The organism is Actinoplanes sp. NPDC051513 (assembly GCF_044454685.1).
In the GTDB taxonomy this organism is placed as follows: Bacteria; Actinomycetota; Actinomycetes; order Mycobacteriales; family Micromonosporaceae; genus Actinoplanes.
The window spans coordinates 424233-438904 of the sequence record NZ_JBITDW010000003.1 but is presented as its reverse complement, the minus strand read 5'-3'; the positions used below and the strand labels follow the sequence as shown (position 1 = coordinate 438904).

General features: G+C 70.6%; 13 protein-coding genes. 2 read left to right on the top strand and 11 right to left on the bottom strand.

What is annotated here, in order from left to right; genetic code table 11:
* Positions 1-10 precede the first annotated feature (10 nt).
* Together ACIA5D_RS12045 and ACIA5D_RS12040 are read right to left on the bottom strand one after the other, a co-directional pair.
* Positions 11-520 carry a DUF6912 family protein gene (locus ACIA5D_RS12045; RefSeq protein ID WP_396029886.1) on the bottom strand — a complete coding sequence of 170 codons (510 nt, stop codon included), beginning with the start codon at positions 518-520 and terminating at the stop codon, positions 11-13.
* Between the two features lie 101 nt (positions 521-621).
* Entirely contained in the window at positions 622-1269 is a 648-nt protein-coding gene (locus ACIA5D_RS12040; RefSeq protein WP_396029885.1) for a rhodanese-like domain-containing protein, read from the bottom strand.
* A gap of 93 nt (positions 1270-1362) precedes the next feature.
* Between ACIA5D_RS12040 and ACIA5D_RS12035 the strand changes: the two genes are divergently transcribed.
* Complete coding sequence (locus ACIA5D_RS12035) at positions 1363-1968, top strand: Lrp/AsnC family transcriptional regulator (protein WP_396029884.1); 606 nt, start codon at positions 1363-1365, stop codon at positions 1966-1968.
* A gap of 129 nt (positions 1969-2097) precedes the next feature.
* Here the strand turns inward: ACIA5D_RS12035 and ACIA5D_RS12030 are convergent, their stop codons facing one another.
* From ACIA5D_RS12030 to secA, 3 genes are all read right to left on the bottom strand, one after another.
* Positions 2098-2658, bottom strand: coding sequence for an Rv3235 family protein (locus tag ACIA5D_RS12030; protein ID WP_396029883.1), 561 nt, complete (start codon positions 2656-2658; stop codon positions 2098-2100).
* 249 nt (positions 2659-2907) lie between these two features.
* Complete coding sequence (locus ACIA5D_RS12025; RefSeq protein ID WP_396029882.1) at positions 2908-3135, bottom strand: helix-turn-helix transcriptional regulator; 228 nt, start codon at positions 3133-3135, stop codon at positions 2908-2910.
* A gap of 122 nt (positions 3136-3257) precedes the next feature.
* Entirely contained in the window at positions 3258-6158 is a 2901-nt protein-coding gene (secA, locus tag ACIA5D_RS12020; RefSeq protein WP_396029881.1) for a preprotein translocase subunit SecA, read from the bottom strand.
* 177 nt (positions 6159-6335) lie between these two features.
* Between secA and ACIA5D_RS12015 the strand changes: the two genes are divergently transcribed.
* The gene (locus ACIA5D_RS12015; protein ID WP_396029880.1) at positions 6336-7466 is read left to right on the top strand and encodes a GNAT family N-acetyltransferase; all 1131 of its coding nucleotides are present in this window, start codon (positions 6336-6338) and stop codon (positions 7464-7466) included.
* Positions 7467-7470: 4 nt separating this feature from the next.
* Here ACIA5D_RS12015 and hpf read toward each other — a convergent pair whose 3' ends face one another.
* From hpf to efeB, 6 genes are all read right to left on the bottom strand, one after another.
* The gene (hpf, locus tag ACIA5D_RS12010) at positions 7471-8094 is read right to left on the bottom strand and encodes a ribosome hibernation-promoting factor, HPF/YfiA family (RefSeq protein WP_396029879.1); all 624 of its coding nucleotides are present in this window, start codon (positions 8092-8094) and stop codon (positions 7471-7473) included.
* Between the two features lie 216 nt (positions 8095-8310).
* Positions 8311-9111, bottom strand: coding sequence for a ComF family protein (locus tag ACIA5D_RS12005; RefSeq protein ID WP_396029878.1), 801 nt, complete (start codon positions 9109-9111; stop codon positions 8311-8313).
* 2 nt (positions 9112-9113) lie between these two features.
* Positions 9114-10922: an LpqB family beta-propeller domain-containing protein gene (locus tag ACIA5D_RS12000; protein ID WP_396029877.1), complete on the bottom strand. Its 1809-nt coding sequence runs from the start codon at positions 10920-10922 to the stop codon at positions 9114-9116.
* Positions 10922-12586 (bottom strand): MtrAB system histidine kinase MtrB, encoded by a 1665-nt coding sequence (gene mtrB / locus ACIA5D_RS11995; protein WP_396029876.1) that lies wholly within the window; start codon positions 12584-12586, stop codon positions 10922-10924. The genes ACIA5D_RS12000 and mtrB overlap by 1 nt, the downstream gene beginning before the upstream one ends.
* A gap of 53 nt (positions 12587-12639) precedes the next feature.
* Complete coding sequence (mtrA, locus tag ACIA5D_RS11990; protein ID WP_396029875.1) at positions 12640-13329, bottom strand: MtrAB system response regulator MtrA; 690 nt, start codon at positions 13327-13329, stop codon at positions 12640-12642.
* A 67-nt stretch (positions 13330-13396) separates the two neighbouring features.
* On the bottom strand, positions 13397-14671 hold the full coding sequence (efeB, locus tag ACIA5D_RS11985; protein WP_396029874.1) for an iron uptake transporter deferrochelatase/peroxidase subunit: 1275 nt from the start codon (positions 14669-14671) through the stop codon (positions 13397-13399).
* Position 14672 lies beyond the last annotated feature (1 nt).

The window sequence follows — 14672 nt, the reverse complement described above, 5'->3', positions numbered from 1 at the left end:
GCGGCTCCGCTCAGGCCAGGTCGTCGAGTTCGGAGACCGCGTACCACTCCAGCTCGTGGTCCTCGGCGCCGTCGACGGTGAACTGCGCGTCGGGGTCGCCGGCCTGCGCCTCCTCGACCACATCGGCCGCCGCGCCCACCTGTTCGGCCGCGTCCGGGCTGTCCACGTGGATCGACGCCACCTCGGTGAGCGACACCGGCTGCGGCAGCCGCACCGTGCTGGACCCGAGCTCGACGTCCTCGCGCACCAATGAGGTGGCCGGCACGTCGGCCGAAACCACGACCCGCCGGCGCGGCGCCTCCGGATCGTGCCGCAACAAGTGGAGAGCGCCCTGCGCGGCGCGGGTGAACGCCACGTACTCCAGCTCTTCCTCGTCGCCCTCCGCATACCACTCGCGGAGCGCCGGGGTGACCGCGTGCGCGACCATTCCGTCGCCGCCCAGCTTCCCGGAGGCACGCAGGGCCACGAGCATCGGCACGGTGGCCGGTACGTAGACCCGGACCAGCTCGGTGATCGGCACGTCTCCTCCTGCGGTTCAGACCGTCCCCGTAGTACACCGCTGCCGCGGCGCTAGGAAGGCCCATTCCACCAGTCGTGTCCGGATCGTGCCGCGCCGGGGTTTCAGCAGCCGCAGGCCGGTCCCTCCGCTCCCGCCAACGAGATCAAACCCGCTCCCACCGCCGCCGAGGTCAGCTTCGCTCCCGCCGTGGCCGGCTTCGCACCTGCCGTGGCCGGCTTCGCACCTGCCGTGGCCGGCTTCGCACCTGCCGTGGCCGGCTTCGCACCTGCCGTGGCCGGCGAGGGCCCGGCGACGGGCACGGTGAGCGGGTCGGCGTCGGCCACGACGTCGCCCTCACGCGTACGCAGCGGCAGCCCCTCCCGAACCCAGTACTCGACCCCGCCGATCATCTCCTTCACCGAGTAACCGGCGAGCGCGAGGGCGAGAGCCGCCCGGGTCGACCCGTTGCACCCCGGCCCCCAGCAGTAGGTGACCACCGGCGTCGCCGGGTCGAGCAGCTCACCGGCCCGCGCCATGATCTCGGCCGTCGGCAGGTGCACGGCCCCCGGAATGTGCCCCTGCTCCCACGCCACCCGGCTCCGCGTGTCGATCAGCACGAACCCCGGCGTCGCCTCGAGCAGCCCGGCCCGCACGTCGGAGACGTCGGTCTGGAACTCGAGCCGGGCCGCGAAGAAAGCCGCCGCCCGCGAGGGTTCGCTCGGCGTGGCCGGACCCACGTTTTCGCTGGTGAATGCGGAAGTGATCGTCATGCCGAAAACGCTACGAGCGCTTCACGGTGCGGAACATGCACATTCCACGGCACCACCCGGGGATTGCCGAGGAAAGCCCGGTACATTGCCGCCATGACCGTGGACTTCCCCCTGGACCGCACGGATTGGCGACTCCTCGCCGAGCTGCAGCGCGACGGCCGGGCCTCGTTCGCCGAGCTGGCCCGGGCCGTCTCCATGTCCGCGAGCGCCGTGGCCGAGCGGATCCGCCGCCTCGAGGAGTCCGGCGTGATCGCCGGGTACCAGGCCACCATCAACCCCGAGCGGATCGGCCTGACCGTCATGGCCTTCGTCCGCCTGCGCTACCCCACCGGCAACTACCGCCCCTTCCACGCCATGCTCGACACCACCCCCGAGATCGTCGAGGCCCACCACGTCACCGGCGAGGACTGCTTCGTCCTCAAGGTCCTGGTCCGCTCGATGCGCCACCTCGAGGAGGTGACCGGCCGCATCGCCGGCCTCGGCCCGGTGACCACGAGCGTCGTCTACTCCAGCCCGCTCGCCACCCGCTCGATAGCCGAGCCCACCCATCCCCAACCGACCCAGCCCGCCCAGCCGCAGCCGGCCCAGCCGCAGCCGGCCCAGCCACAGCCCGTCCAGCCACAGCCCGTCCAGCCGCAGCCCGCCCAGCCGCAGCCCGCCCAGCCGCAGCCCGCCCAGCCGCAGCCCGCCCAGCAGTAGCCCGTCCAGCAGTAGCCCGTCCAGCAGTAGCCGGGCCGGCCCCAGCCAACCCGGCCCCGGGGACGCGGACGCAGGCCCGGGACGCCCGCCGTCTCCACTGCGCGGCGGACGCCCCGGGGGTCGGTAGCGCTAGATGAGGCGCAGGATCGTCGCGCACCAGCTCTGCTGATGCAGCTCGAGCCGCAGCGCCATCGCCCACGTGCGCTCCCCCGTAACCAGCGCCACCGCGGCCTCCACCGCTCCCGGGCGCGGCTCGCACATCCGCAGTTGTATCACCGCCACCGGCGCCGGCCGCCGCCCCGGCCTGCGCCCCGGGCCCTGGGCGGCCCGTCGCAACTGGGCCACCCGCCGAGCCCCGATCAGCCCCTGCGCGACCACCGCCGACGCGTCGGCCGGGACAGCGAGACGCCGCAGGTGCGCCGGCGGCCGATGCCCGTTGAGCACCTCGACGCACATGCGCACGAAGCGATGCACCGCAAGCTTGGCGTCATGCGAGGCCCCCGCCACGATCACCGGCCGTCGAGCCGGCGGCCCCGAAGCCGGCCCTGACGAAGGCCCAGAGGGCCCAGAGGGAGGCCCAGAGGGAGGCCCAGAGGAAAGCGCTGATGGAGGCCCCGAAGGCCCCGAAGAACGCCGGAGTGCCGCCGCCGACCAGTCAAGCGCAAGCTGATGTGCGGAGACCCACGCCATGGGCTCAATCTCGTCGTCGAAGGGCGGCTCGCACGGCGGAACCGGACGAAAACTGATCGAGGGCCGCGGCCCGCCCGGAGCGATCTCAACAGTCCGCCTCATCCCGCACCCCATCCCGTCCGGACGCTTGATCGTTGCGTTTGCCTACGTTTGCCTACGACAGCCATTGTCGCGAGGGCGTGACGGAGCGTCAACGCGCGGCTCCAAGAGCACTACCGATGCGGGAAGAGGCCCAAACCGGGCGCTAGATCAGTCGAGCTCGCGGTCGGTGAGCGGGTTCACCCGGACCCACTCGGCGGTCTCCGCGTACTTCTGCTGGATGTACTCCTCCAGCTTGGAACGCTCCACCCGCCACTGACCGCGGCCACCGACCTTGATCGCGGGGAGCTCGCCGCTGCGGACCATGTGGTAGACCTGCGAATCGGACACGTTCAGTTCGGTCGCCACGTCCGACAGGAGCAGAAATCTGGGTTCCAACGCTGGCCACCTCCCTGTTGCGATCGGCTAAGTTTGCCACCGTTCGCCTTCGGCTGCTGAAACGCAAAACGGCCCGCCGGACAAGGCCGGCGGGCCGTGAAACGATCGGAAACAGACCGGGATCAGGCGGCCCCGGGCGCGCCGTGGCAGCGCTTGTACTTCTTGCCCGACCCGCAGTAGCAGGGGGCGTTCCGCGACGGTCCGCCCGACTCCCCGCCCTGCGCGGCCCCGCGGCCGCCGCGACGGTTCGGCGGCGTGTTCGCCGGGGAGGCCGGAACCGGCGACCCGCCGGGCCCGATGCCCAGGGCGGGCGCCTGCTGCTGGATCGTCGGCGATCCGTCGCCCGCCGCGCCGTCGATGGCCGGGGCGGTGTACTGGAGGTTCTGCGGGCGACGACCGCCGCCCAGCCCTTTGGCGCGCACCTCGACGCGGTCGGAGTCGGTCATGTTGTCGGCGCCCACCGCCGACAGCGGCATCGCCTTGCTCGGGTCGACGGTGACGGTGGGGGCCTCCTCGACCTGGACCTCGAGGTTGAAGACGAAGCCGACCGCCTCCTCCTTGATGCCCTCCATCATCTGGTTGAACATGTCGAAGCCCTCGCGCTGGTATTCCACCACCGGGTCGCGCTGGGCGTACGCCCGCAGGCTGATGCCCTCCTGGAGGTAGTCCATCTCGTACAGGTGCTCGCGCCACTTGCGGTCGATGACCGAGAGCAGCACCTGACGCTCGAGCTCGCGCACCGCGTCGGCGCCCAGTTCCTCCTCGCGGGCGGCGTAGGCCGCGGCCGCGTCGTCCTTGAGCTGCTGGGTGAGGAATTCCTGGTCGATGGTGTTCTTCTCGCCGCCGGCCTCCTCGAGGACGTCGTCGATGGTGAGGACGACCGGGTAGAGACGACGCAGGTTGGTCCAGAGCTGCTCGAGGTCCCAGTCCTCCGCGTAGCCGTCGGAGGTGGCGGCCAGCACGTAGTCGCCGACCACGTCGTCGATCATGGTCTTGACCTGGTCGTGCATGTCTTCGCCGTCGAGCACGCGCTTACGCTCGGCGTAGATGACCTGGCGCTGCTTGTTGAGCACCTCGTCGTACTTGAGGACGTTCTTGCGGATCTCGGCGTTCTGGCCCTCGATCTGGGTCTGCGCGCTGCGGATCTGCCGGGTCACCATCTTGGACTCGATCGGCACGTCCTCGGGGATGTTGAAGCGCTCCATGACGGCCTCGACCGCGCCGGCCCGGAACCGCTTCATCAGGTCGTCCTGCAGCGACAGGTAGAACCGGGACTCGCCCGGGTCGCCCTGCCGGCCGGAGCGCCCGCGCAGCTGGTTGTCGATGCGGCGGGAGTCGTGGCGCTCGGTGCCGAGCACGTAGAGCCCGCCGGCGTCGATGACCTCGGCGGCCTCCGCGTCGCAGGCCTCCTTCCACGACGGGAGGACCTCTTCGAGTGCCTTCGCGTACTCGTCGGGGCTCTCCACCGGGTCGAGCCCGCGCTGGTGCAGCTCGGCGGAGGCGAGGAACTCGGGGTTGCCGCCGAGCAGGATGTCGGTGCCACGGCCGGCCATGTTCGTCGCGACGGTGACGCCGCCCTTGCGGCCGGCCTGCGCGATGATCGTGGCTTCCTGGGCGTGGAACTTCGCGTTCAGCACGCTGTGCGGGATGCCGCGGCGGCGCAGCAGCGTCGACAGGATCTCGGAGTTCTCCACCGAGACCGTGCCGACCAGGACCGGCTGGCCGGTCGCGTGCCGCTCGGCGATGTCTTCGATGACCGCGTTGAACTTGGCCTTCTCGGTCTTGTAGATGACGTCCGGGTGGTCGATCCGGATCATCGGCCGGTGCGTCGGGATGCTCACGACGCCGACCTTGTAGACCGTGTTGAACTCGCCCGCCTCGGTCTGCGCCGTACCGGTCATGCCGCCCAGCTTCTCGTACAGCCGGAAGTAGTTCTGCAGGGTGATGGTCGCCAAGGTCTGGTTCTCCTGTTTGACCTCGACGCCCTCCTTCGCCTCGATGGCCTGGTGCATGCCCTCGTTGTAGCGGCGGCCGTGCAGGATGCGGCCGGTGAACTCGTCGACGATCAGGACCTCGCCGCCCTCGTTGACGATGTAGTCCTTGTCCCGCTTGTAGAGCTCCTTGGCCTTGATGGCGTTGTTCAGGTAGCCGACCAGCGGGGTGTTCACCGACTCGTACAGGTTTTCGATGCCGAGGCGGTCCTCCACCCGGGTGACGCCGCGCTCGGTGACCGCGATCGTGCGCTTGGCCTCGTCGACCTCGTAGTCGCCCTCGCCGTCCTTGCCCTTCTGGAGGCGGCTGACGATCGCGGCGAACTCCGCGTACCACCGGGCCGAGTGCTCGGCCGGGCCGGAGATGATCAGCGGGGTACGGGCCTCGTCGATCAGGATGGAGTCGACCTCGTCGACGATCGCGAAGTGGTGGCCGCGCTGGACCAGCTCGTCTTTCGACCACGCCATGTTGTCGCGCAGATAGTCGAAGCCGAACTCGTTGTTCGTGCCGTACGTGATGTCGCACCGGTACGCCGTCTGGTGCTCGACGGACGGCCGGTTGGGCAGGATCACACCCACGGTGAGGCCGAGGAACACGTGCACCCGCCCGACCCACTCGGCGTCGCGCTGGGCGAGGTAGTCGTTGACCGTGATGATGTGCACGCCCTTGCCGCTCAACGCGTTGAGGTAGGCCGGGAACACGCCGGTCAGGGTCTTGCCCTCACCGGTCTTCATCTCGGGGATGTTGCCGAAGTGCAGGGCGGCCCCACCCATCAGCTGTACGTCGTACGCCCGCTGGCCGAGCACCCGCTTGGCGCCCTCCCGGGCCACCGCGAACGCCTCGGGAAGCAGGGAGTCGAGGGACTCGCCGTCCGCGAAGCGCTCCTTGAACTGCTCGGTGCACTCACGCAACTCGTCGTCGGTCAGATCGACGTAGTCTTCCTCAATCGAGTTGACCGCGTCTGCGATCGCCTTGAGCCGGCGCACCATGCGGCCTTCGCCGGCGCGTAGGACCTTTTCCAAAATCGACACGGGTCAGCGCTCCCCTAGACAGTCTGCCGAACCATCGTAGGCACCCTCTCGCGGAACCTGTGACCCGAGCCTCGGGTTAACCGCACAATTGGTACGAAAGACGGCATCACGTTCGCTCACGGCGAAGCCATTCCGGCAGGATCATCCCGGAAAACGGCAACATCATCAGGAGGATTCTTGAGTCCCGCGGAGATCAACGGTACCGGGGTGCGTCTTAGGGCATATCACTCGGACGATGCCGAGGCGGTCGCCGTCGGATACGACGATCCGCTCAGCCACCGGTTCCTGCCGCCGCTGCCGTCGCCGTTCACGCTGGCGCACGCCGAGCGGTTCCTCAGCGAGGGCGTCGCCGCCATCTTCGCGGAGGGTGGCGCGGTCTACGCGATCGCCGACCCCGAGACCGACGACCTGCTCGGCGGGATCGGATTCGACAAGGTCGTGCCGAGTCGCGGACAGGCCGAGATCGGTTATTGGGTAGGGCCGTGGGCACGCGGCCGGGGTGTCGCCACGGCCGCCGTGCGCGCGCTGAGCGCGCACGCGCTCGGCGCCGGCCTCCAGCGCCTCGAGCTGCTCACGCACTGGGACAATCCGGCGAGCATGAGGGTCGCGCTCGCCGCCGGGTTTCAACGAGAGGGCGTACGCCGGGAGGCGCTGCCCAACCGCGACGGCGGGCGCGACGACCTGGTCGCGTTCGTCCGGCTGGCGGCCGACCCCAGCCTGCCCACCCCGCGGATTCTGCCCGATCTGCCCGGTGGAGAGCTCGCCGACGGCGTCATCACGCTGCGCCCCCTCGGGCCCGGGGATCAGCAGTTCCTGCAGGAGCTGCGCGGCCTGCCCGACGTGTGGCGCACCAGCGTGCCGGCCGAGCCACCGACCGCCGAGCAGATCCGGCGACGCTGCACGCGCTCGGCGGCGCACTGGCTCGAGGGCACCCGGGCCGACCTGGTGATCACGGACGCCGCGACCGGGGCGCCGGCCGGCGAGATCGGCCTCTTCTACCAGGAGCCCGCCACCGGCCAGGGCATGATCGGTTACAGCATGCTGCCGGCTTTCCGGGGACGCGGCTTCACGACCCGGGCGGCCCAGCTGCTGGCGCTGTGGGCGTTCGCCGAGACCGACATCGCCCGCCTCATCGCGGGCGCGCTGCCGACGAACGTGGGCTCGCAGCGGGTGCTGGAGAAGGCAGGATTCCACCGGGAGGCGTACCTACGGTCGCGCCTGCCCGGGCCGGACGGCACCCGCGAGGACGACATCCAGTACGTGCTCCTGGCCGAGGACCTCCTGGAAGGTCCCCGGCTTGACGGCTAGCAGGTCAGGCGGTTCCCTCTAGCGACAGAATTCCGTAGTCGTACCCGCGGCGCCGGTAGACGACGCTGGGCCGGCCGCTCTCCTTGTCGAGGAAGAGGTAGAAGTCGTGGCCGACGAGCTCCATCTGAAAGAGAGCGTCGTCGACGGTCATCGGGTCGGCGGGATGTTCCTTTTCCCGCACGATGCGCCACGGCTGGTCACCATCGTGTTCGACGAGGGAGGTGGCCACGGATGACGACTCCTCGGCCGGCGGGGCGGCTCGGGTGAGATCGGTGGGCAGACCGGCGGTGGCGGCTGCCACCGAGACGGGCGCGTGGCGCCCGCGGTGGACCCGGCGGCGGTCGGCCGAGCGGCGCAACCGTCCGTCGAGCTTGGTGATGGCGCAGTCCAGAGCGGCGTAGAAGTCCTTGGCGCAGGCCTCGGCGCGAACGACCGGGCCTCTCGTCATGACGGTGATCTCGACCCGCTGGCACGTGTCGGACTGGCGAGGGTTGCGTTCGTGGAAGAGCTCCACATCGGCCCTGATCAGCTTCTGGTCGTAACGCTCGACCTTGCTCAGCTTGTCGGCGACGTGCTCCCGGTAATGGTCGGGAACCTCTACGTTGCGGCCCTTGACGACAATGTCCACTCGTGACCTCCCCCAACGTTCCTGTTCTGCGGGCGCCCAACGACGGGGTGCCGGGGGCGCCGAACTGCGACGCGGTGTGCTGGTTACGGCGACGCCGGTGCCTCGAGCACCTTGCGTGACCGATCGCGAATGAGACGACTCCTTTCCCGGTGGCGGTACCACTGCGCACTCCCGGTGGGCGGGTAGGCGATGACGCTTACCCTCGTCACCAAGACGCTAACGTGCCGATGCTCCCGCGTCACCCCTCGTTTCGGATAGCTGATCGCCGAGCTTCCGCCTTTTCGGTACCGCCCGGCGATAATCGTGCGAAACCGCTCTCCGCAGTTGTGTGGCGGCCAGCACCGCAGCCCCTGCGACCTGCATGTCCGCCTCCTCGAGACGACGCCTCACCACGGCCAGCGTTGCCCCGGTCGTGACGATGTCGTCCACCACCACCAGCGTGCCTTCGATCGGCCGCGCGTGCCGGGAAAACCCGATTCGCCGGGAGCGGATTCGCAGCGAACTCTCAGCTGCCGCACGGCGTTCGGTGACGGTCAGTGAGGCGGAGTCCGGGCGGGGTAACGCTTCGAGCGGCCGGGCCATCCCAGCCTGCCAACCCGCCGCCCGCAGCCGCCGCACCGCCTGTCCGGCGAGGCGTGCCATGTGGTCGCCGTGCCGCTCGCGCACCGCCGCTGCGGTCGACGGAACCGGGATCAGCGTCACCGGGCGCCGGGCCGGAGCGAGCGCCGCCACCGCCGCGGCGAGCAGCGTTCCGAGCGGCGGGGCGAGCCGGTGCCGGCCCTTCTCCTTGTACGCGAGCAGGACGCCCCGCAGCGGCCCCTGATAAGCCCCCACAGCGACGCACGGTGGCAGACCCGGGCCGGGTGAGGCCGGCGCGGTCCGGAACGGCCGGAGGGCTTCCAGGACGGTCATGCAATCGCCGCAGACCCCGTGCCGCAGCGGGGCCCGCTCGGCCCCGCACCCGGCGCAGGCGGCCGGCAGCACGAGGTCGGCGAGATCGCCGAGCAGACCGAGCACGGTCAGTCGAGGAAGAAGGGCGCCGTCGGCGTGACGCCCGCCGCCGGGCTCGCGGGCGCGCCGGCCAGGTCGCCGACCTTGATCGGAGCCGGCTCGTTGAGCACGTCCCACGCGCCGCCGGCCGCCTCGTAGGACTCGGTGTCGGCGTTCTCCCCCCGGGTCCACGGGTTGGACGGGTACGCCGTGAGGTACGTGATCGCTTCCTTGCCGATGTCTTCCAGGCGGGTGTACGTGATCGCGCCGTCGACCGACACGTCGACGACCGCGTACCGCGGGGAGTCGTCACGCACGCCGGCCACCGCGAGGTACGTCTCGCTGCTCCAGGCCACCGCCGCGACGCTCGAGAGGTTCGGCGCGAGGACCTGCTCGGGCTCGCTCATCGTGGGAATGTCGCTGCCGGTGTCGAGGACCGCGCGGTAGAGCCGCCCACCGGCGACCAGGGCCACCCGGTAGCCGTCGGGGGCGACCGAGATCGAGTCGATCCGGCCCGGGTCGCGCTGCCACTCGACCGGCGCCGCCGACCCGTTCGGGCGGAAGCTGTACAGCTTGCCGTTCACGGTGATCAGGCCGATCGCGCCGTTCGCGTCGTTGTCGGCGGTGACCGCCCAGACCGGGCGCCCGAGCTTGCCGGAGACGCCGGGGACGTTCCGGAGGCCGGCCTGCTCGCCGGCGCGGGCCGAGGCCACCCGCAGCCTGGCGTTCTTGTTCGAGCCGACCACCACGGCCGCGAAGGTGTGCGTGCTGGAGGTGCTCATCGCGGCCGTCGAGATGCCCTTGTTCTCTTCCGGCTTGAGCACCGGAACCGGGCTGTCGGCCTGCGGCGTCTTCGCGAGCCGGCGGATGACGCCGTTGTAGACCACGAACCGCTCGGGCTCGACGGCCAGCCGGAATGCCGGGTTGCTGCTCCGGTAATCGAAGTCGGAGTAGCGCACCGCGTCCTGATGGCCGATCTTGAGCTCGAGGGTGAGCGGATCGGTGCCCTGCCGCAGCGACCACTGCAACTGCCGGCGCAATCGGTCTTGCGCCTTGGCATCACCGACCGGCACCGCCTGGGTGCTCAGGGTGACCGTGAGCGTGCCGTTGGTGGGCGCGGGCACGTTGTCGGGCGCTGTCGTGCCGATCGGCAGGCGTTGCGCCACGTCGGCGAGCCAACCGGCCGGGCCGTTCACCAGCCAGCTCAGGATCGTCGTGGGCTGTTGCGCGCTGGGCACGTCGCTCGGCATGTAGCGCAGGTCGGGGATCAGCGAGGTGTTGTCGTTGTTCCAGAAGTAGATCGTGCGGCGCTGGTAGAAATTGTCGAGCGCGTTGTCGGTGATCAGCAGCACCTTCGGGGCTTCGAGCACGAAGTAACCGGCCTGCCCGGCGACCGAGCCGACCCGCAAGGTGTACTCGGAAGTGGACGACGCGTCGGCGCTCGGCTGAAGCGCCCCGTTGTTCTTGAGCGTGCCGATCTGCTGCGCGCTGAAGGGGATCTCCGGGTCGCCCGGGGTGTAGAGCGGGTCGCCCTTGAGCCGGATCACCCGGACGTCGGGCCCGGCCGTCCAGCCGTCCTGCGCTTCCGGGGACATGAACGCCTTGACCCGGGCGACCGCGCCGTCCGGGTCGCCGGCCGCGGCCTCGAGGTAGTAACGCACCAGCTGGCGGGGGTCGGTCGCCGCCAAGCGCAGGTTTCGCACCCGGGAGACCTCATCGTCGCGGACGGCCCCGCCGGTCGGCCCGGCGCCGACCACGGTCACCTTGGTGTCGTCCGGGATGCCGCAGCCGCCCAGCAGCAGGGCGGCCACGGCGACGACGGTCAGCAGGCGCCGCATCACATCACCTCGGCGGAGTCGGTCTCGGCGAGCACTGGCGCCTCGATCACGGGTTCCCGGTCGCGCGGGATCAGCGGCAGCGGCGCGGACAGCAGCCGGTCGCCGGCCCGGACCGGCAGGGTGAGCCGGAACTGGGCGCCCTCGCCCGGCGCGCCCCACGCCTCGAGCCAGCCGCCGTGCAGCCGGGCGTCCTCGGCGCTGATCGACAGGCCGAGGCCGGTGCCGCCGGTCTGCCGGGCGCGGGACGGGTCGGCGCGCCAGAACCGGTTGAAGACCAGGCGCTCCTCCCCCGGCTTGAGGCCGATGCCGTGGTCGCGCACGGTCATCGCCACGGCGCCGTCGTCGGAGGCCAGGGTGATCTGCACCGGCCGGCCCTCGCCGTGCTCGACCGCGTTGCCCACCAGGTTGCGCAGCACCCGCTCGACCCGGCGCGGGTCGACCTCGGCGATCACCGGTGTCTCGGGCACGTTCAGCTCGATCGTCACGCCGACCCGGTCGGCGAGCCCGGTGAGCCGGTCGGAGACCCGCTGCACGATCGGGACCAGGTCGGCGTGTTCGGCGTCGAGCGCCGCGAAGCCGGCGTCGAAACGGCTGATCTCGAGCAGATCGGTGAGCAGGCTCTCGAACCGGTCGAGCTCGGCCTGCAGCAGCTCGGCGCTGCGCGCCACGGCCGGGTCGAACTCCTCGCGCTCCGAGAAGATCAGGTCGGCCGCCATGCGGACCGTGGTCAGCGGGGTGCGCAGCTCGTGCGACACGTCGGAGGTGAAGCGGCGCTGGAGGCGGGACATCTCCTCGAGGCGGACGATCTGGCGCTGGAGGTTGGCCGCCATCTGGTTGAACGACGCGGCGAGCAGGGCCAGGTCATCTTCGCCGTCGACCTTCATGCGCTGGTCGAGCAGGCCGGCCGAGAGCCGCTGGGCGGTGCGGGCGGCGCCGCGCACCGGGAGCACCACCAGCCGGGTGACCAGGCCGGCCACCACGCCGAGCAGGATGACCAGGGCCAGGCCGGTGACCAGCACCGTGGTGCGGATCTGGTTGGCCGCGCTGTCCTCGGTGGTCAGTGGGACGAGGTAGTAGAGCTCGACGTGACCGAAGCTGGTCCGCACGGGCGACCCGTACACCAGGAATTTGATCGTCCTGCCGCCGATCTCGGCGGTGCGGACCTGCTCGGCGACCTTGCCGTCCTGGGCGACGGCCTTGCGCAGGTCGTCGGTGATCAGCTGGTCGGTGTTCACCTTGGCCGAGGTGACCGGGTCGATGTCGGGGAAGTTGTCGGCGCGGATCGCGACGATCGAGCCGCCGGAATCGGCCGGGTCTCCGTCGGCGGCCAGCGAGCCGACCGTGGTGATGATGGTCGGCCCGAGCTTGCGGTCGCGCGCCTGGAAAAAGATGCTGAGCTGGGACGACGCGTACTTCACCTTGTTGTCCATCGACGAGGCGACTTCGTCTTGCGCCCGGTTGAGCAGGATCCGCGCGCTGTTCTGCGCCACGAAGAAGCCGAACGCGCCGACCAGCAGGCTCGAGGCGACCAGCGTGAGCGCCACGACGCGCAGCTGCAGCGACCGGCGCCACTGCCGGCGCGCGGGCGCCGACCAGTGCTCGAACCGGCGCCCGAGCACGCGCGAGTACCGCCGGAGCACCCGGAGGGTACGGCGGATGGGCATCGGGAGCCAGGCTGGAGCACGCATCTCGCGGCAAGGTTAACCGCTCGCGTCGATCACCCGGTGCCGGCCTTGTAGCCGACCCCCCGTACGGTCAGGATGATCTCGGGCCGCTCGGGGTCGGGCTCGATCTTTGCCCGCAGCCGCTGGACGTGCACGTTGACCAGACGGGTGTCGGCCGCGTGCCGGTAACCCCAGACCTGCTCGAGCAGCACCTCGCGGGTGAACACCTGCCGTGGCTTGCGGGCGAGCGCGACCAGCAGGTCGAACTCGAGCGGGGTCAGCTTGACCTCCTCGTCGTCGCGGTTCACGGTGTGTGCCGGGACGTCGATGGAGATCTGGTTGCCGGGCGGGCCGATGGTGAGCATCTCCGGCGCGGCGTCCTCGCCGCGGCGCAGCCGGGCGCGCATCCGCGCTACCAGTTCCTTGGGCTTGAACGGCTTGACCACGTAGTCGTCCGCGCCGGACTCGAGGCCCAGCACGACGTCCACCGTGTCGCTCTTGGCGGTGAGCATGACGATCGGGATGCCCGACTCGGCGCGGATGGCACGGGCCACGTCGATGCCGCTCATGCCGGGCAGCATCAGGTCGAGCAGGACGATGTCGGGCCGGCTTTCGCGGAACGCGGCCAGGGCGCGCTCGCCGTCGGCGACGAACGACGGCAGGAATCCCTCGCTCCGAAGGACGATGCCGAGCATCTCGGCCAACGCTGGGTCGTCATCGACGACGAGTACCCGGGCTCTCATGCGGTCCAATATTGCACTGTCCTCCCAGACCCCGCGTACCCTGGTGCCGATCTTGCTTCCCGGCAGCCTACGCGAAGAGCTGCCGTCCCCAGAAGTCGTCCGGCCCGGATACCCCCGGTGGGCAGGCGAACAGGCCGCTCGACACGTGCCGGACGTACTCGTTCATGGCGTCGTGACGGGCCAGATTGAGCTGGATCGGCACGAAATGCGTGCGTGGGTCGCGCTGGTACGCCATGAAGAACAACCCGGCGTTGAGCCGCCCGAGCCCGTCCGAACCGTCCACGAAGTTGTACCCGCGGCGCAGCAGTCGCGCGCCCTTGTTCGTGTCCGGATGCGCGAGCCGGACGTGCGCGTCCTCGGGGATCTGCGGATCGCCATCCCCTCTCTTGGCGACCAGGTCGATCTCGTCGAACTCCTTGGCCTGCCCGAGCGCCGCGCCCTCGCCCTTGGTACGCCCGATGATGTCCTCCTGCTCACCGAGCGAGGTACGGTCCCACGTCTCGATCATCATTCGGACCTTCCGGGTGACCAGGTACGAACCGCCGGTCATCCATTCCGGCCCGTCGCCCGGCCGTACCCAGAGGTGCTCCTTGAGCAGGTCGGTCTCCTCGGCCTTGAGGTTGGCGGTGCCGTCCTTGAAGCCGAACAGGTTGCGTGGCGTCGTCTGAGTGGTGGACGTCGACGACGTACGCCCGAAGCCCAGCTGCGACCAGCGGACGCTGACCACGCCCATGCCGATGCGGGCCAGGTTGCGGATCGCGTGCACCGCCACCTGCGGGTCGTTGGCGCAGGCCTGCACGCACAGGTCGCCGCCGGAGATGGCCGGGTCGATGGTGTCGCCCGGGAAATGCGGCAGGTCGGCGAGCGCGGCCGGCTTGCGGGCGGCCAGCCCGAAACGGTCCTTGCCGGACGCGTCGCGGAACAGGGTGGGCCCGAAGCCGACGGTCAGCGTGAGCCCGGAGGCCGGCAGGCCGATCGCCTCGCCGGTGTCGTCCGGCGGCGCCTCGAGGATGCCGGCGGCGGCGCCGATCGGGCCGGCGTCGTGCCCGGCCGTCATCCGGGCGGCGGCCGCGGTCCAGTCCTTGAGGAGCTGGACCAGCTGCTCGCGGTCCTTGGTGAGCACGTCGAACGCCACGAAGTGCAGCCGGTCCTGGGCCGGCGTGACGATGCCGGCCTGGACGGCGCCGTGGAACGCCACGGCATCGGAGACCACCGAACCGGACTCATCCGATTTATCGGAAGTGATGAGCGCCCCGCCCACGGCGGACAGGCCGGCGATCCCGGCCACCCCGGCGCCGGCGAGCCCGATGGCCCGCCGGCGGGAAACCTTGTTCTCGGCCATG